Raw genomic sequence first — 853 nt, 5'->3', positions numbered from 1 at the left:
CCGGACGGTTCAGCGGGCGGCCCTCACCGCGCTCGTGATGTCGGTGGTCATCGTGGTCACCGGCGGTGCCGTGCGGCTCACCGGCTCCGGCCTCGGCTGCCCGACCTGGCCCAAGTGCACCGACGACTCGCTCACCGCGACCGGCGCGATGGGCTTCCACGGCGCCATCGAGTTCGGCAACCGCATGCTGACGTACGTCCTGTGCGCCGCGGTGGGCTGGGCGATCATCGCCGCCCGCTCGCAGAAGCCGTACCGGCGCGGCCTCACCCGGCTGGGCTGGGCCCAGTTCTGGGTGGTCATGAGCAACGCCGTGCTGGGCGGGATCGTGGTCCTCGTCGGCCTCAACCCGTACACGGTCGCCGCGCACTTCGTGGCGACGTCGGCGCTGATCGCGATCGCCGTGGTGATGTGGCAGCGCACGCGGGAGGGCGACGCACAGGCCCGTCCGCTGGTCGGGAAGTCCGTGCAGCAGCTCGTGTGGGTGCTGGTCGCGGCCACGGTCGTGCTGATCCTGGTCGGCACGGTGGTGACCGGCGCGGGCCCGCACGCGGGTGACTCCAGCGAGGTCGAGCGGATGCCGCTGGACTGGGAGACCGTCAGCAAGGTCCACGCGGTGCTGGCCTGGATCGTGGTGACGCTGACCTTCGCCCTGTGGTTCGTCCTCAGGGCCGTCGATGCGCCCAGGCTCCCGCTGGACCGCACCCGCGACCTCTTCGTGGTGCTCCTCGCGCAGGGCGTCATCGGCTACGTCCAGTACTTCACGGATCTGCCGGAAGTCCTGGTGGGCCTGCACATGCTCGGCTCGGCGCTGGTGTGGATCGCGGTGCTCCGCGTGCTGCTGGCCCTGCGCGAG

General features: G+C 71.4%; 1 protein-coding gene. It reads left to right on the top strand.

The features are described 5' to 3' along the window. Window positions 1–853 (top strand): COX15/CtaA family protein (locus tag BZL64_RS33385; protein WP_086772845.1); only part of this gene is annotated, 853 nt, incomplete at both ends.

Origin of the sequence: Streptomyces bobili (genome assembly GCF_002154575.1) — a bacterium.
GTDB classification, from domain to species: Bacteria; Actinomycetota; Actinomycetes; order Streptomycetales; family Streptomycetaceae; genus Streptomyces; species Streptomyces bobili.
The sequence above is the reverse complement of the archived record's forward strand: the minus strand, read 5'-3'. Positions and strand labels throughout refer to the sequence as shown.